Consider the following 20,570-nt stretch of genomic DNA (forward strand, 5'->3'; position numbering starts at 1 on the left):
ATCACCATGGGTATCGGCCGAAACGACAGCGTCGGCGGTGTGTTAGGTGCTGAATTCGGAGTCGTCGTAGACGTCGCCGACCGCGTCCGCGAACCGGTCACGGATGTGGTGGCGTTTCTTCTTCATCGTGGGTGTGAGGAGGTCGTTCGCTTCCGTGAACTCGGTCGCCACGAGGCGGAACTGCTTGATCCGCTCGTAGGGCTCGAAGCCGGTGTTGACGTCGTCGACCGCCGACTGGATGCGCGCGCGGACGCGCTCGTCGCGGCAGATCGCGTCGCGGTCGTCGGGGAGCGCGATCTCCTGGCTGGCGGCCCACTCGGAGACCGCGTCGAAGTTCGGAACCAGGATCGCGGAGACGAACTTCTGGCCGTCCCCGACGACCATGGCCTGTGCGACCAGCGGGCTGGCGGCGAACGCGTCCTCGATGGGGCCGGGGGCGACGTTCTTGCCCGTCGAGAGGGTCAGCAGTTGCTTGGCGCGTTCGAGGAACCGCACGTAGCCGTCGGGGCGGAGTTCGACCACGTCGCCGGTGCGGAACCACTCTTTGCCCTCGCGGGTGACGAACGCGGCGTCGGTGGCATCGGGCAGCCCCCAGTAGCCGTCGAACACTTGTGGGCCGCGCGCGAGCAGCTCGCCGGCGGCGCCGTCACAGCGCTGGCGTTGCTCGGGGCTGGCGATGGTCTCGTCGACGGTCAGCTCGGTGTCCGTGACCGGCGGGCCGATGGTGCCGACGATGGGGTCCTCGTAGGGGTTGACCGCGAGCACCGGGCTGGTCTCGGTGAGGCCGTAGCCTTCGAGGATGGGCAGCCCCATGCCGTGGAACAGCGCACACAGCTCCGGGGACAGCGAGCCACCGCCGGAGATGAAAAACTCGATCTCCCCCCCGAGGGCGTCCCGGATGTCCGAGAACACGAGCGTGTCCGCGAGGGCGTGTGCGGCGCGCAGCCCGATCCCGGGGTCGTCGGTGGTGTGGGCGGCGCGGCCGACGCGGGTCGCCCACTCGAAGACGCGCTCGGAGACCGGGGAGTCGGCGGCCTGCTCGCGGATGGTGTCGTAGAGCTTCTCGTAGACGCGGGGGACGCTGGTGGCGCTGGTGGGTTCGAAGAGGCCGAAATCCTCCCGGAGCGTGTCCGGGGATTCGGCGTAGCAGACCTGCGCGCCCGACGCCAGCGGCAGGAAATGCCCCGAGAGCCGCTCAAGCACGTGTGCGAGCGGGAGAAACGAGAGGTGGCGGCTGTCGCTGGTGACCGCGGGGGCGTCGCCGCGGTCGGGTCGGGGCCCGAATCGCCGCCGGGACTGGTTGAGGTTCGCGTGGAAGTTCCGGTGTGTGAGGGCGACGCCCTTGGGCGTTCCCGTGGTGCCGGAGGTGTAGATGAGGCTCGCCAGGTCGTCGGGATCGCGGTCGTCGATCCAGCCCTGGTAGGCGTCCGGGTCGAAGGCGTCGCAGCCGCGGTCGTAGACCGCTGACAGCGGGCGCGTGTCGTCGCTGGGGGTGTCCATCGTGGCGACGAACTCGAGGTCGTCGAGGTCGGATTCGACCTCGCGGACGCGCTGGCGGAGGGTGTCGTTCTCGACGACGACGCCGACGGCGCCGCTGTCGCCGAGGAGGTGGGCGATCTGCGCCGGGCTGGAGCTGGCGTAGACGGTGGTAACCGCGCCGCCGGCGGCGAGCACGGCGAGGTCGCATTGCGCCCACTCCATGCGGGTGTGCGCGAAGACGCCGACGCGGTCGCCGGCCGTGACGCCGAGGTCCCGGAAGCCGGCGGCGAGCGTGCGAACGATGTCGCGGAGGGCGTCGTAGCTGAGCGTTTCGACGCCGCCGTCGGGCGCGGGGTCGACCACCTCGGGGGCCAGGCTGCGGTCGTAGACGCCGCCCTTGTACGCCTGGGCGGGGCTGTCGGCGTGGCGTTCGGCGGCGTCCTCGAACGTGCGTGAAAGTGTCTGGCGTGCGATGACGTGGTCGTCGTACTCGCGTTCGGCGTCGCGGGGGTCCATGTCGGCTACTCTCAGGCCCGGGTGTTAAGATACCGGAGAACGCCACGAACGTTCATTTTGGTTTCCGCGCGGGCCTTGTGCTCGCCCCAGACGTCCTCGACGGTCGTCGTGGCGGCGAAGTGGTCGATGGCGGCCGCCTCGCTGTGGCGCTCGATGACCTCGCGTTTGACCGCCGCAACCCAGTCTCGGAGCACGTGCTCGTACTCTTTGAGGACGGCGTCGGTCTCCGCAGGCCCTGGGCCGAAATGCGCGTACAGCAGCGTCTCGGGGTCCAGGCGGCGGATCATCTCGACGTCGTCGATGCACTGTTCGAGGTCGAAATCCGTCGGCGGGCTGGTCTCGCGCACGCGGTCCTGGGCGCGGACCCAGATGCCGGCGGCGTCGGCGGTGAACACCGCATCACAGGAGTGATCCTCGAACACCACCTGGTGGGGTGTGTGTCCGGGGGCGTGGTGTGCGGTGAGCGTGCGGCTCCCGAGGTCGACGGTGTCGCCGTCGGTGAGCTCCACGACCCGGTCTTCGGGGACGGGCGTCGGCTCGACGTAATACTGCCACTGGTCGCCGACCGCCTGTTTGGTGCCCTCGACGAGCCGCTCGGGGTCGACGACGTGGCGCGCGCCGAGCTCGTGGACGTACACGTCGGCGTTCGGGCACGCCTCGGCGAGCAGGCCAGCGCCGCCCGCGTGGTCGAGGTGGACGTGGGTCAGCAGGACGGCGCGGAGGTCTGCGGGCTGGATGCCGTGTTCTTCGAGGGCGTCGAGGATGCGCTCGTAGTTCGTGCCGGTGCCGGTGTCGACGACGGCGGGCCGGTCGGCGTCGATGACGTAGACCGAACCGTACTCGGCGGTGTCGTACATGCCAGTGTCGACGAACGAGATGCCGGGACAGCCGGACACGTCGAAGACGTCGCCTGCGCTCATACACGAACGGGGAACGGCAGCCGGGAAAAGCGTTGGCGTGGCAGCGACACCGCCCGGCGTGACTGCATCACAGGGATGCGATACGTTCTTGCCGCGGCCCGGCGAACCCGAACGCAAATGCTGTCCCGACAATTCGTCCGCGAGCACCCCGAGAAAGTGCGGGACGCCCTCGATGCGAAGGGCGTGGACGCGGACCTCGACCGGATCCTGGAGGTTGACGAGGAGTGGCGCGAACTGAAAGCGCGGGGCGACGAGCTCCGCCACGACCGCAACGAGGTGTCCTCGAAGATCGGCGAGCTCAAGCAGGCCGGCGACGAGGACGCCGCCCAGGAGGCAATCGAGCGCTCGCAGGCGCTCAAAGACGAGTTGGCGGACGTCGAGGCGCGCGCCGACGACCTGGAGGCGGAGCTCGAACGCCTGCTGTTGACGCTGCCGATGGTGCCCGACGAGGACGCGCCGGTCGGCGACAGCGAGGCCGAGAACGTCGAGCGCCGCCGTGAGGGGTTCGACGACCGCCGCGATCTGCCCGAGTCGGTGGTGCCACACTACGACCTCGGCGAGGAGTTGGACATCCTGGATTTCGAGCGCGGCGCGAAGGTCTCCGGCGGCGGGTTCTACTTCTCGAAGGGGGCGGGCGCGCGCCTGGAGCACGCCCTCGTGCAGTTCATGCTCGACGTGCACCGCGAACAGGGTTACGAGGACGTGTTCCCACCGATGCCGGTGTCGGCGCGGTCGATGGAGGGCACCGGGCAGTTCCCGAAGTTCGTCGAGGACGCCTACCGCATCGGCGGCGAGAACGACGCGGACTACGACGACGACGACCTCTGGCTGCTGCCGACCGCGGAGGTCCCGGTGACGAACATGTACCGGGACGAGATCCTGCTGGACGACGACCTCCCGGTGAAACACCAGGCGTACTCGCCGAACTTCCGCCGGGAGGCCGGCGAGCACGGCACGGAGACCCGGGGGATCGTGCGCGTCCACCAGTTCAACAAGGTCGAGCTCGTGAACTTCGTGCGCCCGGAGGACTCCGCCGAGCGGTTCCACGGCCTGCTGGACGAGGCGGAGGCGGTGTTGCGGCGGCTCGATCTGCCGTACCGCGTCCTGGAGATGTGCACCGGTGATATGGGGTTCACGCAGGCCAAAAAGTACGACATCGAGGTGTGGGCGCCCGGCGACGACATGGACGACGGCCCCGAAATGGGGGGCCGGTGGCTGGAGGTGTCGTCGGTGTCGAACTTCAAGGACTTCCAGGCGCGGCGGGCCGACATCCAGTACCGGCCCGAGCGCCACGAGTCCGCCGAACACCTGCACACCCTGAACGGATCGGGGGTGGCGGTGCCCCGCGTGCTGGTGGCGATCCTGGAGTACTACCAGAACGACGACGGCACCGTAACGGTACCGGAGGCGCTGCAGCCGTACATGAACGGCCAGACGCGCATCGAGGGCTCCCGGAAGGTCGGCGAGTCCGCGCTGGGCGACGGCGACCGCGAGGCGTGAACGCAGTGAGCCGCGAGCGCCCGCGGGCAGCAGTCAGTCGACGTACGATCGGAGGCGACTGACGCGCCCGGCGGCGGTCAGCTCGAAGACATCGACGAACGCGAACATCGGTCCCTCGGGCGCGACGAGGCGGCCGCGGGCGGCGACACCGCGGGCTGGGCCGGCGTAGACGCCGTCGAGGACGTGGCGGGTGTCCACCCGGGGGCGGTCGTCGCGCATGAACGAGACGAACGCGTCCGGGGAGTCGTGTGTCATGTCCGGGCGCTCCTGGGTGAAGTCGTCGGCGAGCACGCCACGCAGTGCGTCGTAGTCGCCGTCGTCGATGGCGTCGTAGTACGTCTGGACGGGGTCGGTGGCGTCCATGGCGTGGTGGTTGGCGCGCGCGGTGAAGAAACCACAGGGCGAGTGGCTTTTGCCGGCGACCGCCGAACGGCATGATGACACCGTGGAGTTACACGTCCGGTACGAGGGCGACGACGACCCCGAGAAGTGTACGGCGCGGAAGCTCGCGCGCTTCGATCTGGCGGCGCTGCATCGGACCGGCCGCGAGACGCCGGCCGGCGTGGTGTTGAACCCGCACGCCGAGCGGGCGCTGTCGCCGGCCGACGACACAGACATGCTAGTCGCACTGGACTGCTCGTGGGAGACGGCTGGCCGTGCGATGTTCGAGATCGACGGCGAGCACCGCGCGCTGCCGTTCCTGGTGGCTGCGAACCCGGTCAACTACGGGCAGCCGTTCCAGTTGAACACCGTGGAGGCGTTCGCCGGCGCGCTCGCCATTCTGGGGCGCTGGGAGCGCGCCGAGGAACTGCTGTCGAAGTTCACGTGGGGGCATACGTTCCTCGAATTGAACGAGGAACCGCTCCGGCGGTACGCCGACTGCGAGGACTCCAGTGAGGTGGTGGCCGTCCAGCAGGCGTACCTCGACGCCGGCGAAGACTGACCGGCGTTCCGAACCGCTTAAACGCGGTGGCGCCGAACCCGGGTGCATGAGCGAGACCATTGAGGACCGACTGCTGAACAAGCAGGTCTGCATGCGGTGTAACGCACGGAACCCGACGGACGCCGAGAGCTGCCGGAAGTGCGGGTACAAGAACCTCCGCACGAAGGCCTCCGAGCGTCGCTCCGCGTAACTGACCGGCGGTCTTCTGCAGCACGCTCACGGCCGACAGCGGCGGCTGTGTCGCTGACGGCAGTGGGTCAGGTGACTTCGACGCCGTCGCCGTGGCGGGCGTGTGCGATCCAGTCGTCGCTGGGGTGGAGGTCGGTGGGGTACTCGCCGGGCTCGAAGAAGTCGACGGCAGTCGTCTCGTCGCCGTCCGGTTCGGGGTCGCCGTCGACCCACGCACAGCGGAAGACGTGCGCGAGATACTGCATGGGGCCGTCCGGGGTGTCGAACAGTTGCGTGGCCGGGTCGGTGTAGACGCCGGTGAGTTCAACGTCAGGGGCAACGACCAGCCCCGCTTCCTCGCGGACCTCCCGGCGGACGGCGTCCGTGACCGACTCACCGGGTTCGACGCGTCCCATGGGGAGCAGCCACCGGTCGCGTTTCGTGTCCTGGACGAGACACACGCGTCCCTCGTCGTCGGTGACGACGGCGACGACGGCGGGCACGAGCTCGGGTGGCGTCACTGGTCGCGCCACTCGGATTCGAGGACGCCGTAGCAGTGCACGTCCAGGTACTCGCCGTGCAGGAACATCGCGTCGCGGTGGGTGCCTTCGCGTTCGAACCCGAGGCGCTCCCAGACGCGCATCGAGGCCTGGTTGTCCTCGAAGACGCGGGCGAAAACGCGGTGGCGTCGGTGCTGATCGAAGGCGTACGTGGTGGCGAGCCGACCCGCCTCGGTGCCGTACCCCTCGCCCCAGTGGTCCTCGGCGAGGAAGACGCCGAGCTCGGCGCTCCCGTTCGTGTCGTCGACGCCGTGCACGCCGAGACTGCCGATCGGAGCGCCGTCGACGGCGACGACGAAGTTGACCGTGCCGTTGTCCGCGCTGGCCTGCTCCTCGTACCACTCGCGTTCCTCGCGCTCGGTGACGGGCGTGCGAGCGCCCACCGGGGGCCAGACGGCGGGGTCGTTGATCGTGTCGTGGAGGAAATCGACGTCGTCCTCGCTGACCGGGCAGAGGTCGACGCGCTCGCCGGAGATGAACGGACGGCCGGGCATACCCGACGGTTCGACGCCGCGAAAATAAGCGTTGTCGTGGTGTGGCAAGCCCGCACGCTACTGGTCGTCCGGGTACTTCGGGTTGCGGCGCTGGGCGCGGTCGAGCGCGCGCTCGGCGACCGCCCGGACGTCGCCCTCGAAGACGCCGCCGTGGCCGGCGTAGAGCTCCGAGACCGAGTCGGGCATGCGGGCCAGCAACTCCCGGAGGCTGCCGATGAGGCGCTCCCGCGACTGCCCCGGCATGTCGGTGCGGCCGAAGCTGCCGTCGTCGAAAGCGCCGTCGTCGTGAACCACGACGTCCCCGGCGAACAGCGCCGTCTCGGTGACCAGCGAGACGTGGTCGGGGGCGTGGCCGGGCGTGAACACCACGTCGGCGGCCTGGTCGCCGACCTGGACGGTGTCGCCGTCGGCGAGAGCGTGGGTGCGCAGCGGGTGGTCGGCGTAGGCGTACACGTCGGGGCCGTCGAAGGCGTCGACGACGGCGTCCAGCTGCTGGACGTGATCCGTGTGCTGGTGGGTGACCACGACCTGATCGAGGGCGTCGACGTGCGCGCGGATCTCGTCGGCGACGCCGTCGTACGCGCCCGCGTCGACGAGCGTGGTGGTGTCCCCGACGACCAGGAAGGCGTTGCAGGTGAACGACGCCGCACCGCTGGTGACGACTCGGACGGACATACACGCCCACACGGGTGGTTCGCACCTAAACCCGGCGAGAAATTTTAGTGGCGCAGTCGCCTACACTCACTCGCTTATGGGCTTCGGGAGCTACGACGAGTCCGAGCAAGACACCCAGTCCATCGACTCCGAGGACGTCGCTGCCGCGGACGAAATGGACACGGCCGAACACGAGCACGACGGCGGCGTAGATTACGAGATCGGCGCGTCGAACGACGAGCTGCTGGATCGATTGCAGGAGATCAAAGACCAGTCCTCGTGAAGCGCGGCACGCGCGCGCTCGGGGTTGCGGTCTCGAACCGCGGTGACGGCGGTCACGCGACGGTCGGAGGGGCGGTGGTGCGCGCCGCTCGGGTCGTCGACGGCGTCTCGTTTTCGGCGTGCACGGTCGGCGGGCTGGACAGCACCGCCGCCGTGAGTCGGTGTTACGAGCGCCTCAACCGCGAGGACGTCCAGTACGTGCTGCTCGCGGGGATCGCGCCCGCGTGGTTCAACGTCATCGACGTGCGGGCCGTCCACGAGCGCGTCGACCGTCCGGTGCTCGCGGTGTCCTTCGAGGAGAGCCCCGGGCTGGACGAGCCGATCAACCGCGAGTTCACGGGGCGCGAGCGCGACGCCCGGCTGGCGATCTACGAGTCGCTGCCGGAGCGCACGCCGGTCACGGTGAACGACCACCGCGTGTTCGTGCGCAGCGTCGGCTGCGATCGGGCCGCTGCTGTGGTGCGCGCGTTCACGCCCGTGGGCGGCCGTCCCGAACCCCTGCGGGTTGCGCGGCTGGCGGCACGGGCCGGCGACGACTACGCTTAACACGGCGCGGGCCCGTCAGGTCAGGGCATGGACGAGCCCAGCCAACGGGACGACACCATGGACGGGGCGGCTGTGACGGCGTGTTGCACGCGGTGTGACGCGCTCGTGGAGTCACGCAGTCAGGTCGTGAACGGCGACGGCCCCAGCGACGCCGACGTGTTGTTCATCGGGGAGGCGCCGGGCGCAACCGAGGACGACACCGGCGTGCCGTTCGTCGGGCGCAGCGGCGACGTTCTGGACGACGAGCTCGCGGCCGCCGGGCTCGCCCGTGAAGACGTCCGCATCACGAACTGCGTCCGGTGTCGGCCGCCGGACAACCGCGACCCGCACAGCGAGGAGCTCGCGAACTGTCGGTCACATCTCGTGGCCGAAGTCGACAGCGTCGACCCCGCGGTGATCGTGACGCTCGGCAAAGTCCCCAGCGAGCACGTGCTCGAACGGTCGGTCGCCGTCACCGGCGAGGCGGGCAGCGTCGAACGGGTGTCGCTGGGCGGCACCGCCCGGGATGTGGTGGTGTGTCTGCATCCGGCTGCAACCCTCTACGACGCGAGCCAGCGGCCGGCGTTCCGGGAGACAATCGAGCAGGCCGCGACGATGGCGGGCGCGGACGGCGGGCAGGCCCGGCTCGGCGACTACTGACCGTTACGTGAGCGCCTCCCGGGTTTTCGACGGGAACTGCTTGATCGTCCGCACGAACAGCCGGAGGACGCTCGTGCTCTCGTTGCCCCGGATGCGGGAGCGGATGCGCTGGCTGAGCATTTCGACTGACACCACCAGCACGAAGATGACGATGATGGTGGCCATCATGTTGTGCCAGCTGCGGGTCTGGCGCTGCAACATCAGGATCTCGCCGATCCCACCGGCGTTGATGAGGCCCATGGTGACCGCCACCCGCACGTTGATTTCGAGGATGTACATCGACCACGCGATGAACGGCCGCACCATCTGTGAGAGCATCCCGAAGAGGATGACCTGGGGCCGTGACGCGCCGGTCGACTCGACGCCCTCGATGGGGCCGTCCTCGACTTCTTCGAGGGCGTCCGTGAACAGCCGCCCGAGGTTCCCGATGGTGTCCGTGCCGATGGCCAGCGTCGCCGTGAACGGGCTGAGACCGCCAAGCGGGATGAAGATGAGCGCCCACACGAGCGCGGGGATCGACCGGATCGAGCTCATCACGCCACGGAACAGGAAGTTGAGCGGGAACGGCGTGACGCGCTCGCTGCCGAGCACGCCGAACGTCAGCGCCAGCGGCGCGCCGAGCACCGTGCCGGCGAACGCGATGCCGAGCGTCTCAACCGCCGCAAGCGGAATCGAGGGGTTTTCGTGGGCCGCCAAAAACGAGTAATACTGGCCCACGTCGACGAACGGCACCACGCCGAACAGCGATGTCAGCGGGAAGAAGTCCCGAAGCGACCCGACGAACTGCGACCAGTACGCCGAGATTTCGAGCAGCGAGAAGTTGACCAGTTCCAGCGCAACCTCGAACAGCACGAGAAAGGCGATCAGGGCGAGCGCCCAGATGATGCGGTTTTTCGTTCGGTTGCGCTTGATCCGGTAGAGTTGCGCTTCGTATTTGTCGTCCGGGTCGACACCGAAGCCAAAGCGGGCCAACAGCCCCTCGTTCGGTTTCGTGCTCATGACAGATGTGGGTCGGATGCGGGTTGTTGGTCGGGGCCGCCGGCGGCGTCGGTCCCGCCGTCGCTGCTGGTCGTGGGGGCCACGTCAGCGTTGGCGTCGTCCTCGTCGTCGCCGGTGCGGATGGCGTCGGTCTGGATGTTGCCGTAGATGTCGTCGATGACGTCGAACGTGAGGTCGTCGCGGTAGCCGTCGAAGATGACGCGGCCGTCTTTCATGCCGATGAATCGCTGGCCGAACTCGCGGGCCAGATTCACCTGGTGGAGGCTCGCGAGCGTCGTGAGGTCGTGCTGGTCGGCGGCGTCCTTGATGTACCCCATGACTGATTCGGCGCTCGCCGGGTCGAGGCTGGCAACGGGTTCGTCGGCGAGCAGCAGGTTCGGGTCCTGCACGAGCGCGCGCGAGATGCCGACGCGTTGTTGCTGGCCGCCGCTCATGCGGCCGGCGCGCTGTTCGGCGTCGTCGAGCAGGCCGACGGTGTCGAGCGCGCGGAGCGCGTCGAGTTTCTCCTCGCGGTCGTTCCACTGGAAGAGGCTGCGCACCAGCGAGGTGCGGTTGAGCGACCCCGAGAGGGCGTTCGTGTACGCCGTCATTTCTTCGATGATGTTGTGCTGTTGGAAGATCATCCCGACGTCGTCGCGCGGGCCGTTGACCGGCTCACCGTCGATCTTCACGGAGCCGGTGGTGGGTTCTGTGAGGCCGTTGAGACACCGGAGGAGCGTCGACTTCCCCGCTCCGGACTCGCCGAGGATGACGACGAACTCGCCGTCGAGGATCTCGAAGGAAACGTCCTCGAGGGCGTCGACGTCGCCGTACGATTTGTGCAGGTTGGTGACCGTTATGTTGCTCATCTGTCTTGGGTGCCGTTGCCGGCGGTGGGTGCGTCGAAGGGAGTGATTCGATGCCTAAAACAACTCGGAATCACGGCTGCTGGCCGGCTAGTTCCCAAACTCGAGGCCGAGCGTGTTCTTGACGTTCCGGACCGGCTCGTAGTCGTCGATGGTGGCCTCCGCGACGCCGGTGAACCAGAGTTCGTCGCTGGCGTTGCTGCCCTTGAGGTCGGACTCCGTGGCGTCGAGCAGCGCCGTCTGCACGTCGGAGCGCACGCTGCCCTCCCAGCTGCGCCGCGAGAGCAGCGGGGCGCGCGGGATCGGATCGGAGGCAGCCAGCAACTGGAGCTCGGGGTCCTCGGTGCCGGCGGTGTCGGCGTCCGAGGAGATGTTCATGACCTGCTCGGGGAGCTGTGACTGCGGGACGTGTGGGAGGGAGACGAACGCGCCGGTGCCGGCGGCCATGTACTCGTCGCGTTCGAGCAGCTGCTCGATGGCGGTGTTGTGGTCGTTGGACCACTTCCCGGTGAAGCCGGTGACCTCGCCCTCGGGAGCGTCGCCGACGTCGAGGCCGGCATCGGCGAGCATCTTCAGCGGGAACAGGGAGCCGGACGTGGAGAGGCGGGCGCCGAAGACAACCGTTTCGTCCGCGAGATCCGACAGCGAGTCGATGGGGCTGTCGGGCTGGGTGGTGATCGTCGAGAAGTACCGCGATGCGCCGTACGCAACGCGGATGCCGACGACGTCGGTGACGCCGGCGTTGTCGCCGACGACCGCGAGCGTCGGCGAGGCGTCGGCGATGTCGGCCTGGTCGTTCTCCAGGGCCTGCAGTACGGCCTGGTGGTCGGCGGCCACCTTGGGTTCGATCGACGCGCCGGTCTCGGATTCGAGGTAGTCGAAGACGCCGGCGTACTGTTCTTTGACGTTCACGTCGGATTCGGCCGGCGTCAGCACGAACCGGACATCGGCGTCTTCGCCGCCGCCACCGAGGACTCCCAGGCAGCCCGAGAGGCCGCTGATCCCGATGGTTCCGGCTGCGCCCGCGGTTTTGAGGAAGTTGCGTCGGTCCATTGGTGTACGGGTTACAGTTCCATTATTGAATCAAAAAGGATTTTTCATTCTATTCGCGGAGACGGACCACAGCGGGCGTTTGCGCGTGCGTTGCGGCGGGGCACCGGTGGAGACGAAAAAGGCCTTTGGCGTCGGTGGCGAACGGGCGGCCATGGATACGACGGGCACCGGGCAGCGTGGGGCGTCGATCGTGGTCGTGGACTACGGCCTGGGGAACCTGCGGAGTGTCACGCGGGGGTTGGAGCGCGCGAACGCCGACGTTTCGATCGTCGAGGACCCGGGCGCGTTGGACGACGCCGACGGCATCGTGTTGCCGGGAGTCGGCGCGTTCGGCGACGGCATGGAGAACGCCGGGCCGTTCCGGGACGCACTCACCGACGCGGCCGGCGAGGGGCGGCCCCTGTTCGGCATCTGTCTGGGGATGCAGATGCTGTTGTCTTCGAGCGAGGAGGCCGACCACGAGGGCCAAGGCGACGCCAGGGGGCTGGACCTCATTCCGGGCAGGAACGTCCGGTTCACCGGCACGGTGAAAGTCCCGCATATGGGCTGGAACGAGCTCGCTGTCACTCGCGACCACCCGCTCGTGGGGGGCGTCGACGGCGAGTACGCCTACTTCGTGCACTCCTACTACGCCGCGCCGGACGACCCCGGTCACGTCGTCGCGGAGACCGACTACGGCGAGCGGTTCCCCGCGGTCGTCGCCAACGACGCCGGCAACGTCTTCGGGACGCAGTTCCACCCCGAGAAGTCCGGGGCAACCGGGCTGCGCATCCTCCGGAACTTCGTCGACTACTGCGCCGACCAGTAGCCGACGCCGCGTCCTCGACGCGCCTCGGCGACGCGGCCGCCGTCTCTGGCGGCCCGACTGCCGGCGGCCGAGCGCAAGCGCGGCGGCTCAGACGAACTCGCGGACGTCGCTGTAGAACATGTCGTGGTGGTCGACGGCGCCGACGCGGGCGGCGATGGCGGCGGCGAGGGCGTGCCAACAGGATTCGTCGGGGCCGAGGTTGTACCGGGCGTCCTGGCAGTTGCAGGCACCGCCTTCGATGATGTACTCGTCGCCGTGGCCGACGACGACCGTGAAGTCGGTGTACTGTTTGACGCGGCCTTCGCTGGCGGCTTCGATGGCGCGGCGGCCGCGGTCGCCGTGCGCGTCGAGGATGCGACGCGTGATCTCGGGGGTGAGCGCCCCCGTCTCGGCGAGGGTCTCCTGCCAGCCGGTGCTGTTGGGGCCTCCGTCGTCGGGCACGTGCTGTGCTTAGGGGGCGGGCGGTTTAGCAGTTCGGTTGCGCGGGTGGCGAGTCCGGGTCGTTTTTGCCGTGTGGCCGCCGACGGAGCGTATGGACGTATCTGAGGGGGGTGTGACGGTTTCGGTGCCGACCGCGTCGGGCGGCGGTGAGGGTGCCGCCGACGACGTGTTCTTCAACGCGACCCAGGAGTTGAACCGGGATCTGACCGTGGCGACGCTGGCGGCGTTCCGGGAACGTGAGCCGCGGGCGGCGTCGTATTTGGACGCGATGACCGCCAGCGGCATCCGCGGCGTGCGGGCGGCGGACGCGGGCTGGGACGTGACGATGGCGGACGTCGACGCCGACGCCGTCGAGTTGGCGACATCGAACCTGGCGCGCAACGGCCTGGACGGCGAGGTCGTCGCGCGGGACGCCAACAGCCTGCTGCACGACCACGACCGCGTGCTCGACGTGGTTGACATCGACCCGTTCGGGTCGCCGATGCCGTTCGCGGACGCGGCGTTCGCGAACGCGCGCAACCTCGTGTGTGTGACCGCGACGGACACCGCGCCGCTGTGTGGCGCGCATTTCGAGTCCGGCGTGCGGAAGTATTCGGCGACCCCCCGGAACACGAACTACCACGCGGAGATGGGGCTGCGGATCCTGCTGGGGGCGTTGGCGCGGACGGCGGCCCGGTATGACGTCGGCGTGACGCCGATCCTGAGCCACGTCAGCGACCACTACGTGCGGACGTACCTCGAACTGGATCACCGGGCGACCGACGCGAACGCGGCGGTCGAGCAGGTCGGGCACGTGTATCACTGCCAGCAGTGTCTGTCCCGCGACCACGAGTACGGCCTCGTGGCCGCCCCGCGGGCGGAGTGTCCACGGTGTGGCGGCCACCAGGTGTTGACCGCCGGGCCGCTGTGGCTCGGGCCGGCCCACGAGGAGGCGTTCGCGGCGAGCGTGCGCGAGCAGTTGACCCGGGAGATGGGGGAGGCCTCGCAGGCGTTCCACCTGCTGCAGACCATCGAGGGCGAGCTCCACGAGCCGACCCACTACGACCAACACCGGCTGTACAGCCAGTGGGGCGAACCCGCAGTGGGGATGGCGGAGTTCCTCGATCAGTTGCGGGACGCGGGCTTGCGGGCGTCTCGGACGCATTTCGGCGGCACGACGTTCAAGACCGACGGCGGGCTCGCGGAGGTCGAGGCGGCGGTCCTGTAGCGTGGCGGCATCGTTATGACAGTTGGGGCGGTACTCAACGCCGTGCCGTCGGGACGAACTGACAACGAGAGCGACGAGGAGACGCGAGCACCGCCCTCGGAAGCGCCGGACGTAGCGGCCCTCGGAGCCGAGGTCGAGGCGCTCCGCGAGGACCTCGATGCCAAGACCGTCAGCCGAGCGGATCTTGAAGCCGAGCTGAAACAGTACGTGCGCGCCCGCCAGCGCCGCGGAAAAGCACGGGGATGGGGGCCGTACCTGGTGTTGTTGTACGGCACCGTGATGACGCTGGGGGCGTTCGCGTCCCTCTCCGGGGGGTGGGCGATCCTGGCGATGATCGTGGTGTGGCTCTCAACGCTGGGGCTGTACGCGCTGATGGTCGTGGTCGGCGTGGGTGCGAGCGCGCTGGGCGCGCCGGGCCGGCTGGTCGACCGCGTGCGGTCCTGGCGGGGGCCGTGACGGGGCGGGGCGTCGGCGTCACCGACGCGATCGCGGGGAGCGTGCCGGACCCGCTGGTCGGGGCGGTCGTGGTGCTGACAACGCTCGGTAGTGGGTACGTCGTCGCAGGCGCACCGCCAGTGGCCGCCGTGCTCGGCGCGCGCGCTGGCGTGCTCGGGCGGCGTGACGGGGCGCGGTTGCTGGCCATGGTGGGCGTCGGACTGGCGGCCATCGTGCTCCTGAAAGGCGTGTTCGCCGCGCCGCGGCCGCCCGCGTCGGTGGCCCACGTGACGGCCCACGGAACCGGCTTTCCGAGCGGGCACGCCATCGGGTCGGCCGTGCTGTACGGCGGGCTGGCGGCGCTGCTCGATGTCGGCGGGCGGCGACAGCGGTACGCGGCCGGCGCGGCGATGGTGGTGGTCGTGTCGGCCACGCGGCTCGCGCTGGGCGTCCATTACCTCGTGGACGTCGTGGCTGGGGCGGGCGTGGGCGTCGCAGTGGTGGGCGGAGTGCTGGCGGTGACGCGGCAGCGCGTCAGCTACGGGTTCGGACTGGCTGTGATGCTGGCTGCGGGGGCGGTCGCCGTGGCCGGGCCGACGACCGACGCCGTGGCGGCGCTCGGCGGGGCGGCCGGCGGGCTGGTGGGGTGGTGGATCGTAGCCGCGCGTGGCGCAGTCGGACGCGGGACCCGCCCGATGGCTGGCGCGGGCGCGGTGGTCGTCGCCGGGGGTGTGGCCGCGGCGTCGGTCGGCGTGGGTGCCGGGGCGATACCGGTGTTCGGCGCGCACGCTGCCGCCGGCGCGGTGTTCGTCGGGCTACCCGCGGCTCAGAACTTCTCGAGGTAGCGGTCGGTCTCCCACTCCGAAACGGACGCCTTGTACTCGGCGTACTCGTGGCGTTTGGCCTCCGCGAACTTCTCGCAGACGTGCTCGCCGAGCGCGTCCTGCATCACGGGGTCGGATTCCAGGGCCGTCACCGCGTCGCCGAGGTGGCCCGGGAGCGTGTCGATGCCGTAGGCGTCGCGTTTGTCCTCGTCGAACTCGTAGATGTCCTCGCGGACGGCGTCGCCGGGATCGGCGTCGGTGTCGATGCCGTCGAGGCCGGCGGCGATGACGGCGGCGAGCGCGAGGTAGGGGTTACACGAGGGGTCCGGCGACCGGATCTCGAAGCGCGCGGAGACGCCAGCGGCGTCGGGCACGCGGATGAGCGCCGACCGGTTCACGCCGCTCCACGCGATGTAGACGGGCGCTTCGTAGCCCGGGACGAGGCGCTTGTAGGAGTTCACCGTGGGGTTGGTGACGGCGGTGAACGCGGGGGCGTGTTCGAGCACGCCGCCCATGAAGTGGTAGGCCGTCTCCGAGAGGTTGAACTCGTCGTCGTTGTCGGCGAAGACGTTCTCGCCGTCCTCGTCGAACAGCGAGATGTGGCTGTGCATGCCCGAGCCGTTGATCTCGCCGATGGGCTTGGGCATGAACGTGGCGTGCACGTCGTGTTGTTCGGCGACGGCGCGCACGACCGCGCGGAACGTCGCGATGTTGTCGGCGGTGGTGAGCGCGTCGTCGTACTTGAAGTTGATCTCGTGTTGGCCGCGCGCGACCTCGTGGTGGCTGGCTTCGATCTCGAAGCCCATCGCTTCGAGCGTGAAGATGATCTCGCGGCGGATGTCCGACGCGAGGTCCTTCGGTGCGAGGTCGAAGTAGCCGCCCTGGTCGTGGGCGGTCGTGGTCGCGTTCCCGTCGTCGTCCTTCTCGAAGAGGAAGAACTCCGGCTCGGGGCCGATGCTGACGGAGTACCCCATGTCGTCGGCGCGCGCGAGCACGTTCTTCAGGACCTGCCGGGGACCGCCGGCGAAGGCGTTGCCCTCGCGGTCAACGACGTCACAGATGAGGCGGGCGCTGCCGCCGTCGCCGTTCGACCGCCACGGGAGCACGGCGAACGTCTCGGGGTCGGGGTCGAGTCGCATGTCCGACTCCTGGATGCGCACGAACCCCTCGATCGAGGAGCCGTCGAAGTAGATCCCCTCGGTGAACGCCTTTTCCGCCTGGTGGGCCGGAATGGAGACGTTTTTGACTGTGCCGAGGATGTCGGTGAACTGGAGGCGGAGGAAATCAATGCCCTGCGCCTCGATGTCGTCCAGTACGGCCCGCTCGTTGTCGGTGAGCGCGCTCGATGAAGAATCTCCGTTCGTCATTTCGATGTACGGTACGTGTTGTTCCCTCCATGGATAAATGAGTATCGCTCGGTGTAAGTGATTGCGATGCGAGACAGAATTGGACGTTCGTAAACTTCTATACGGTGGAGACGGTAGCCGGACGCATGACCTACGAGAACCTCGACGTGAAACTGGTCAACGAGCTACTCGGAGACGGCCGCGCGAGCCTCCGGAGCCTCGCCGACGACCTCGACGTGTCGGTCACCACGGTCTCGAATCACCTCCAAACCCTCGAAGACGAGGGCGCTGTCAACGGCTACACGCCGGTCGTCGACTACGAACGCCTCGGATACGACGTGACGGCCATCCTCCAGTTGAAAGTCGACGGCACCGCGCTCCCTGAAATCACTGGGACGCTGCGGGGCCACAAGCAGATGGTGTCCGTCTACGAGATCACCGGGGACTACGACGTCCTCGCCATCGGGAAGTTCACCGACACCGACGACATGAACACGCTCATCAAGGAGTTGCTGGCGGACGCCGACATCAACGAAAGCAGCACCAGTGTCGTGCTCAACGCGGCCGCCGAAAACGAACAGTTCGAACTCGACCTCGACGGCGACGCGTAACCACCACTCCGGGAACGCGACCGGGCACAGCCGTGGTCGCCGGCGGCACCGCTGGCGCGGTGGAGATCGCGCGCAAAGAACGTCGGCGTCGGTCAGCGAGCGGTGCATGCGGGGTGTGGTGACGGCCGGGCTTACATCATGCCGCCCATGCCACCGCCCATACCGCCGCCCATGCCGCCGGCACCGCCGTCGTCGTCGCCCTTGTCCGTCGAGAGATCGCCGGCCGAGATGATGTCGTCGATCTTGAGCACGAGGTTCGCGGCCTCACTGGCAGAGGTCACGGCCTGCTCTTTGGCGTGTGCGGGTTCGACGACGCCGGCCTCGAAGGTGTCTTCGAGGTCGCCGGAGAGGACGTTCAGCCCGATGTGTTCGTCGTCGTCGTTCTCGTGGGCCGACCGGAGGTCGACGAGCGTGTCGATGGAGTCCAGGCCGGCGTTCTCCGCGAGGACGCGGGGCACGAGCTCCAGGGAGTCGGCGAACGCCTCGACGGCGAGCTGTTCGCGCCCGGAGACGGAGTCCGCGAAGTCACGCAGGCGGCTGGCGACTTCGACCTCGGTGGCGCCGCCACCGGGGAGGACGCGGCCGTCCGAGAGCGTCTGGGCGGACACGTCGAGCGCGTCGGAGACGCCGCGTTCGAGCTCGTCGACGACGTGGTCGGTCGAGCCACGCAGCAGGAGCGTGACGCCGTGGGCCTGCTCGCTCTCGCCCTCGACGTAGAACAGTTCGTCGTCGCTGTCGCGCGTGACCGAGCCCGCGACCACGTCAGCCTCGGAGGCGGCGTCGAGGTCCGTGACGACCGACGCGTCGAGGACGTTCGTGAGGAACTCGATGTCGGATTTCTTCGTGCGGCGGACCGCGAGGATGCCCTCCTTGGCGAGGTAGTGTTGGGCCATGTCGTCGATGCCCTTCTGGCAGAAGACGACGTTCGCGCCGGTGTCGGCGATCTGCTGGACCTTCTCCTTGAGCTGCTTTTCCTCCTGGTCGAGGAACGACTGGAGCTGGTCGGGGCTCTCGATGTTGACCGAGGTGTCGGCTTCGGCTTCCTCGACTTCGATGGCCTCGTTCAGCAGGAGGACGTCGGCGTCCTCGACTGCGGCGGGCATCTGGTCGTGGACGGGGTCCTTGCTGATGGCGGCACCGCGGAGCAGCTGGGACTCGTTGACGCCGTGGCCGGTCTGGGTCTCGATGTTGATGTTGGCGGCGTCGACGACGATCCCGCCGTCGTTGGTTTCGACGGCGACCTGGTTGACCGCGTCGTAGATGATGCTCGAAAGGAGCTCCTTGTCGAGTTCCGCGCCCTTGCCGGTCATCGAGGTCTCGGCGACGCTGCGGATGAGGTCCTTGTCGTCGGGGTCGACATCAACGGCGACGTTGTCGACTTCCTCGCGGGCCTGTTCGGCGGCGAGGTTGTAGCCCTTGATGATGGCTGTCGGGTGGATGTCCCGCTCGAGGAGGTCCTCGGCGTTCTTGAGGAGTTCGCCCGCAATGGCGACCGCGGTCGTGGTGCCGTCGCCGGCTTCGTCTTCCTGGGTTTCGGCGACTTCCACGATCATCTCGGCGGTCGGGTTGTCGATGTCCATCTCCTGGAGGATGGTGACGCCGTCGTTGGTGACGGTGACGTCGCCCATCGAGGAGACGAGCATCTTGTCCATGCCCTTCGGGCCGAGCGTCGAGCGTACTGCGTCGGCGACCGCGCGGGCGGCCGAGATGTTGTGTTCCTGGGCGTCGCGGTCTTTCACGCGCTGTGCGTCGTCGCCCATGATGATCATCGGCTGTCCCTGCATTCGCTGTTGCTGAGCCATGTTCAGTAGATAGATTGATTGCCATTCTATATAAATCCTTCTAAATCGTCTCGGATCGGAGGGCAGCGAAACGGCCGCGACACGCCCGGACGGCAGCCCACACCACAGTATACACGAGCCACTGTGCCGTACAGACACACGACGAGCCGGACATAGGCCTGGGTTTAAGTTCCGACTGACGCCACGGCACCAACAACTTTTAGCAGCCGCCACGACGGTGACAACGCATCCGCCGCGTCGCGGACACGCCACACACATGACCACCAAAGGCTCCCCGACGGCACCCACGGACCGCATCATCGGGCTGGACGCGCTCCGTGGCGTGGCGTTGCTGGGCATCCTCGTCATCAACGTCCGCGCGTTCTCCATGCCCGAAGTCGTGCTGTTGAACCCCACTGCGTACGGCGACTTCACCGGCATGAACTACTGGGCGTGGCTGGCCGGCCACCTCCTCGTGAAACAGAAGTTCATCACCGTGTTCACGCTGCTGTTCGGCACCGGGGTGGCGATGTTCGTTCGCAACCGCGAGCGCGACGGCGACCCGGCGGTCACGCTGCACGTCCGGCGGTCGCTGTGGCTGATCGCGTTCGGCCTCGTACACGCCTACGTGCTCTGGTACGGCGACATCCTGGTGGCGTACGGCGTCACCGCGCTGTTCGTCGTTGCCGCCCGCAACTGGGAGACACGGGACCTCCTGCTCGCCGGCACCGCGCTGCTCGCCGTGCCCACGCTGTTGACCCTGTTGTCGGCGCTGGTCGCCGATCCCGGTGTCTTCGCGAGCAGCTGGCAGCCCGCCGATGGCGCGCTGCAGGCGCAGATCGAGGCCTACCGCGGGGGCTGGAGCGCCCAACTCGCCCACCGCGTCGACTCCGCGCTCGGCCGCCAGACCACCGGCTACATCGCCAACACCGGCTGGCGGACCGCGGGCCTGATGCTGTACGGGATGGCGCTGTTCCACACCGGCGTCACCACCAACGACAGATCCCGGGCGTTCTACCGGCGGCTGGTCGCCGTCGGCGGCACCGTCGGGCTGGCCGTGACCGCCGCCGGCGTCTGGTATATCACGGCCGCCGACTGGGCCGCGTCCGCCGGGCTGCTCTGGGGGCAGTTCAACTACTGGGGCAGCGTTCCCCTGGCCGGCGCCTACCTCGGAGCCGTGATGCTGGTCGCCAAGCGCTGGCCAACGGGCGTCGTCACGCGCGGGCTGGCCGCCGTCGGCCGCACCGCGTTCAGCAACTACATCCTCCAGACCGTCGTCGCCACGGCGATCTTCTACGGGCACGGCCTCGGGCTGTTCGGCCGGGTCTCCCGGGTGGCGGCGCTGGGTATCGTGGCCGCCGTGTGGGTGGGACAGATCGCGCTGTCGGTGCTCTGGGTGCGGTACTTCCAGTATGGCCCCCTGGAGTGGCTGTGGCGCGCGCTCACCTACCGAACCCGGCCGCCGATGCGCGCCACGGACTGAGGCGGGGCGACGACGCCGCCGCTGGGCGCTCGAAAC

24 protein-coding genes are annotated in these 20,570 nt (G+C 68.6%); 12 read left to right on the forward strand and 12 right to left on the reverse strand.

Translation table 11 applies throughout. The features are described 5' to 3' along the window. Window positions 1-42: 42 nt before the first annotated feature. A complete protein-coding gene (locus ACOZ32_RS02295) occupies window positions 43-1,995 on the reverse strand; it encodes an AMP-dependent synthetase/ligase (RefSeq protein WP_424334899.1) in 1,953 nt (650 codons plus the stop codon). 11 nt (window positions 1,996-2,006) lie between these two features. Then, window positions 2,007-2,915 carry an MBL fold metallo-hydrolase gene (locus ACOZ32_RS02300; RefSeq protein WP_424334900.1) on the reverse strand — a complete coding sequence of 303 codons (909 nt, stop codon included), beginning with the start codon at window positions 2,913-2,915 and terminating at the stop codon, window positions 2,007-2,009. A 117-nt stretch (window positions 2,916-3,032) separates the two neighbouring features. Here ACOZ32_RS02300 and serS point away from each other — a divergent pair, with 117 nt between their 5' ends. After that, entirely contained in the window at window positions 3,033-4,415 is a 1,383-nt protein-coding gene (serS, locus tag ACOZ32_RS02305; protein ID WP_285254368.1) for a serine--tRNA ligase, read from the forward strand. A gap of 33 nt (window positions 4,416-4,448) precedes the next feature. On the opposite strand, the gene ACOZ32_RS02310 is transcribed toward serS, so the two are convergent. Then, window positions 4,449-4,778: a nuclear transport factor 2 family protein gene (locus ACOZ32_RS02310; RefSeq protein WP_010903524.1), complete on the reverse strand. Its 330-nt coding sequence runs from the start codon at window positions 4,776-4,778 to the stop codon at window positions 4,449-4,451. 82 nt (window positions 4,779-4,860) lie between these two features. On the opposite strand from ACOZ32_RS02310, the gene ACOZ32_RS02315 reads away from it, so the two are divergent. Both ACOZ32_RS02315 and ACOZ32_RS02320 read left to right on the forward strand, forming a co-directional pair. After that, the gene (locus ACOZ32_RS02315) at window positions 4,861-5,358 is read left to right on the forward strand and encodes a DUF367 family protein (RefSeq protein WP_012289427.1); all 498 of its coding nucleotides are present in this window, start codon (window positions 4,861-4,863) and stop codon (window positions 5,356-5,358) included. A 46-nt stretch (window positions 5,359-5,404) separates the two neighbouring features. Next, window positions 5,405-5,548, forward strand: a complete 144-nt coding sequence (locus ACOZ32_RS02320) for a 50S ribosomal protein L40e (RefSeq protein WP_010903526.1) — start codon at window positions 5,405-5,407, stop codon at window positions 5,546-5,548. A gap of 67 nt (window positions 5,549-5,615) precedes the next feature. On the opposite strand, the gene ACOZ32_RS02325 is transcribed toward ACOZ32_RS02320, so the two are convergent. From ACOZ32_RS02325 to ACOZ32_RS02335, 3 genes are read right to left on the reverse strand one after another with little or no spacing between them, the layout of a single operon-like run. Continuing rightward, on the reverse strand, window positions 5,616-6,047 hold the full coding sequence (locus tag ACOZ32_RS02325; RefSeq protein ID WP_205251087.1) for an NUDIX domain-containing protein: 432 nt from the start codon (window positions 6,045-6,047) through the stop codon (window positions 5,616-5,618). Next, window positions 6,044-6,580, reverse strand: a complete 537-nt coding sequence (locus ACOZ32_RS02330; RefSeq protein WP_010903528.1) for a GNAT family N-acetyltransferase — start codon at window positions 6,578-6,580, stop codon at window positions 6,044-6,046. Before ACOZ32_RS02330 ends, ACOZ32_RS02325 begins: the two co-directional genes overlap by 4 nt. Window positions 6,581-6,637: 57 nt before the next feature. Then, the gene (locus tag ACOZ32_RS02335; protein WP_424334901.1) at window positions 6,638-7,255 is read right to left on the reverse strand and encodes an MBL fold metallo-hydrolase; all 618 of its coding nucleotides are present in this window, start codon (window positions 7,253-7,255) and stop codon (window positions 6,638-6,640) included. 76 nt (window positions 7,256-7,331) lie between these two features. Here ACOZ32_RS02335 and ACOZ32_RS02340 point away from each other — a divergent pair, with 76 nt between their 5' ends. From ACOZ32_RS02340 to ACOZ32_RS02350, 3 genes are read left to right on the forward strand one after another with little or no spacing between them, the layout of a single operon-like run. After that, window positions 7,332-7,517, forward strand: coding sequence for a DUF5786 family protein (locus ACOZ32_RS02340; RefSeq protein WP_010903530.1), 186 nt, complete (start codon window positions 7,332-7,334; stop codon window positions 7,515-7,517). Further along, window positions 7,514-8,062: a DUF99 family protein gene (locus tag ACOZ32_RS02345; protein ID WP_205251090.1), complete on the forward strand. Its 549-nt coding sequence runs from the start codon at window positions 7,514-7,516 to the stop codon at window positions 8,060-8,062. Before ACOZ32_RS02340 ends, ACOZ32_RS02345 begins: the two co-directional genes overlap by 4 nt. A gap of 27 nt (window positions 8,063-8,089) precedes the next feature. Continuing rightward, entirely contained in the window at window positions 8,090-8,701 is a 612-nt protein-coding gene (locus tag ACOZ32_RS02350) for a uracil-DNA glycosylase (RefSeq protein WP_229373361.1), read from the forward strand. 3 nt (window positions 8,702-8,704) lie between these two features. Here ACOZ32_RS02350 and phnE read toward each other — a convergent pair whose 3' ends face one another. The 3 genes from phnE to ACOZ32_RS02365 form a co-directional block, all read right to left on the reverse strand. Beyond that, window positions 8,705-9,700 (reverse strand): phosphonate ABC transporter, permease protein PhnE, encoded by a 996-nt coding sequence (gene phnE / locus ACOZ32_RS02355; RefSeq protein WP_205251091.1) that lies wholly within the window; start codon window positions 9,698-9,700, stop codon window positions 8,705-8,707. Continuing rightward, window positions 9,697-10,548 carry a phosphonate ABC transporter ATP-binding protein gene (locus ACOZ32_RS02360; RefSeq protein WP_205251092.1) on the reverse strand — a complete coding sequence of 284 codons (852 nt, stop codon included), beginning with the start codon at window positions 10,546-10,548 and terminating at the stop codon, window positions 9,697-9,699. The genes phnE and ACOZ32_RS02360 overlap by 4 nt, the downstream gene beginning before the upstream one ends. 87 nt (window positions 10,549-10,635) lie before the next feature. Further along, window positions 10,636-11,598 (reverse strand): phosphate/phosphite/phosphonate ABC transporter substrate-binding protein, encoded by a 963-nt coding sequence (locus ACOZ32_RS02365; protein ID WP_205251093.1) that lies wholly within the window; start codon window positions 11,596-11,598, stop codon window positions 10,636-10,638. A 151-nt stretch (window positions 11,599-11,749) separates the two neighbouring features. Here ACOZ32_RS02365 and hisH point away from each other — a divergent pair, with 151 nt between their 5' ends. Further along, window positions 11,750-12,406 (forward strand): imidazole glycerol phosphate synthase subunit HisH, encoded by a 657-nt coding sequence (gene hisH / locus ACOZ32_RS02370; protein ID WP_205251094.1) that lies wholly within the window; start codon window positions 11,750-11,752, stop codon window positions 12,404-12,406. An 87-nt stretch (window positions 12,407-12,493) separates the two neighbouring features. Here hisH and ACOZ32_RS02375 read toward each other — a convergent pair whose 3' ends face one another. Next, window positions 12,494-12,847 carry a hypothetical protein gene (locus tag ACOZ32_RS02375; protein WP_012289430.1) on the reverse strand — a complete coding sequence of 118 codons (354 nt, stop codon included), beginning with the start codon at window positions 12,845-12,847 and terminating at the stop codon, window positions 12,494-12,496. 91 nt (window positions 12,848-12,938) lie between these two features. On the opposite strand from ACOZ32_RS02375, the gene ACOZ32_RS02380 reads away from it, so the two are divergent. From ACOZ32_RS02380 to ACOZ32_RS02390, 3 genes are read left to right on the forward strand one after another with little or no spacing between them, the layout of a single operon-like run. Continuing rightward, entirely contained in the window at window positions 12,939-14,054 is a 1,116-nt protein-coding gene (locus tag ACOZ32_RS02380) for a tRNA (guanine(26)-N(2))-dimethyltransferase (RefSeq protein WP_205251095.1), read from the forward strand. 15 nt (window positions 14,055-14,069) lie between these two features. After that, a complete protein-coding gene (locus ACOZ32_RS02385; protein WP_205251096.1) occupies window positions 14,070-14,510 on the forward strand; it encodes a ribonuclease BN in 441 nt (146 codons plus the stop codon). Then, entirely contained in the window at window positions 14,507-15,334 is an 828-nt protein-coding gene (locus ACOZ32_RS02390; protein WP_205251097.1) for a phosphatase PAP2 family protein, read from the forward strand. Before ACOZ32_RS02385 ends, ACOZ32_RS02390 begins: the two co-directional genes overlap by 4 nt. Here ACOZ32_RS02390 and glnA read toward each other — a convergent pair. Next, window positions 15,316-16,680 carry a type I glutamate--ammonia ligase gene (gene glnA, locus ACOZ32_RS02395; protein ID WP_205251098.1) on the reverse strand — a complete coding sequence of 455 codons (1,365 nt, stop codon included), beginning with the start codon at window positions 16,678-16,680 and terminating at the stop codon, window positions 15,316-15,318. The genes ACOZ32_RS02390 and glnA overlap by 19 nt on opposite strands. A gap of 125 nt (window positions 16,681-16,805) precedes the next feature. Between glnA and lrp the strand changes: the two genes are divergently transcribed. Continuing rightward, on the forward strand, window positions 16,806-17,270 hold the full coding sequence (gene lrp, locus ACOZ32_RS02400; protein WP_010903541.1) for an HTH-type transcriptional regulator Lrp: 465 nt from the start codon (window positions 16,806-16,808) through the stop codon (window positions 17,268-17,270). A gap of 131 nt (window positions 17,271-17,401) precedes the next feature. Here the strand turns inward: lrp and thsB are convergent, their stop codons facing one another. Next, on the reverse strand, window positions 17,402-19,072 hold the full coding sequence (thsB, locus tag ACOZ32_RS02405; RefSeq protein WP_012289432.1) for a thermosome subunit beta: 1,671 nt from the start codon (window positions 19,070-19,072) through the stop codon (window positions 17,402-17,404). 256 nt (window positions 19,073-19,328) lie between these two features. Between thsB and ACOZ32_RS02410 the strand changes: the two genes are divergently transcribed. After that, window positions 19,329-20,534 (forward strand): DUF418 domain-containing protein, encoded by a 1,206-nt coding sequence (locus ACOZ32_RS02410; protein ID WP_010903543.1) that lies wholly within the window; start codon window positions 19,329-19,331, stop codon window positions 20,532-20,534. Window positions 20,535-20,570 lie beyond the last annotated feature (36 nt).

The organism is Halobacterium sp. MBLA0001, assembly GCF_049705385.1.
GTDB lineage: Archaea > Halobacteriota > Halobacteria > Halobacteriales > Halobacteriaceae > Halobacterium > Halobacterium salinarum.

Coding starts and splice junctions, on each gene's coding strand:
- hisH (WP_205251094.1), top strand. CDS start 11,750: ATGGATACGACGGGCACCGGGCAGCGTGGGGCGTCGATCGTGGTCGTG.
- ACOZ32_RS02320 (WP_010903526.1), top strand. CDS start 5,405: ATGAGCGAGACCATTGAGGACCGACTGCTGAACAAGCAGGTCTGCATG.
- ACOZ32_RS02350 (WP_229373361.1), top strand. CDS start 8,090: ATGGACGAGCCCAGCCAACGGGACGACACCATGGACGGGGCGGCTGTG.
- ACOZ32_RS02410 (WP_010903543.1), top strand. CDS start 19,329: ATGACCACCAAAGGCTCCCCGACGGCACCCACGGACCGCATCATCGGG.
- ACOZ32_RS02340 (WP_010903530.1), top strand. CDS start 7,332: ATGGGCTTCGGGAGCTACGACGAGTCCGAGCAAGACACCCAGTCCATC.
- phnE (WP_205251091.1), bottom strand. CDS start 9,700: ATGAGCACGAAACCGAACGAGGGGCTGTTGGCCCGCTTTGGCTTCGGT.
- lrp (WP_010903541.1), top strand. CDS start 16,806: ATGACCTACGAGAACCTCGACGTGAAACTGGTCAACGAGCTACTCGGA.
- glnA (WP_205251098.1), bottom strand. CDS start 16,680: ATGACGAACGGAGATTCTTCATCGAGCGCGCTCACCGACAACGAGCGG.
- ACOZ32_RS02385 (WP_205251096.1), top strand. CDS start 14,070: ATGACAGTTGGGGCGGTACTCAACGCCGTGCCGTCGGGACGAACTGAC.
- ACOZ32_RS02330 (WP_010903528.1), bottom strand. CDS start 6,580: ATGCCCGGCCGTCCGTTCATCTCCGGCGAGCGCGTCGACCTCTGCCCG.
- serS (WP_285254368.1), top strand. CDS start 3,033: ATGCTGTCCCGACAATTCGTCCGCGAGCACCCCGAGAAAGTGCGGGAC.
- ACOZ32_RS02335 (WP_424334901.1), bottom strand. CDS start 7,255: ATGTCCGTCCGAGTCGTCACCAGCGGTGCGGCGTCGTTCACCTGCAAC.
- ACOZ32_RS02360 (WP_205251092.1), bottom strand. CDS start 10,548: ATGAGCAACATAACGGTCACCAACCTGCACAAATCGTACGGCGACGTC.
- ACOZ32_RS02295 (WP_424334899.1), bottom strand. CDS start 1,995: ATGGACCCCCGCGACGCCGAACGCGAGTACGACGACCACGTCATCGCA.
- ACOZ32_RS02300 (WP_424334900.1), bottom strand. CDS start 2,915: ATGAGCGCAGGCGACGTCTTCGACGTGTCCGGCTGTCCCGGCATCTCG.
- ACOZ32_RS02365 (WP_205251093.1), bottom strand. CDS start 11,598: ATGGACCGACGCAACTTCCTCAAAACCGCGGGCGCAGCCGGAACCATC.
- ACOZ32_RS02310 (WP_010903524.1), bottom strand. CDS start 4,778: ATGGACGCCACCGACCCCGTCCAGACGTACTACGACGCCATCGACGAC.
- ACOZ32_RS02380 (WP_205251095.1), top strand. CDS start 12,939: ATGGACGTATCTGAGGGGGGTGTGACGGTTTCGGTGCCGACCGCGTCG.
- thsB (WP_012289432.1), bottom strand. CDS start 19,072: ATGGCTCAGCAACAGCGAATGCAGGGACAGCCGATGATCATCATGGGC.